Consider the following 340-nt stretch of genomic DNA (forward strand, 5'->3'; position numbering starts at 1 on the left):
GGTGGGTATTGATCGCGAGACCATGTTGTCGCAAGAGCTGGTGTTGCCGGGTGTCCGTTTTGCGGTGGATGCCTATGTCAATTTTGCCCGGCGGGCCAGCTGGGAAGAAGCGGCCTGTTCTTCGCTGACCGAAATGTTTGCGCCGGAAATCCATCAGTCGCGGCTGGATACCTGGCCACAGAATTACCCCTGGATTGATGCTCAAGGCTTGCAGTATTTCCGGGGGCGGTTGAGCGAAGCCCGCCGTGATGTTGAGCATGGCTTGCGGGTCACGCTGGATCATTTTGTCACTCAGCAGCAGCAGCAGCAGGCGCTGGATATCCTGCAGTTCAAACTCGAT

At 57.1% G+C, this 340-nt stretch carries 1 pseudogene; it reads left to right on the top strand.

The features are described from left to right. Window positions 1-340: pseudogene (locus Q4563_RS17725) on the top strand (pyrroloquinoline-quinone synthase PqqC); the annotation flags it as partial.

This window comes from Gilvimarinus sp. 1_MG-2023 (assembly GCF_030548285.1).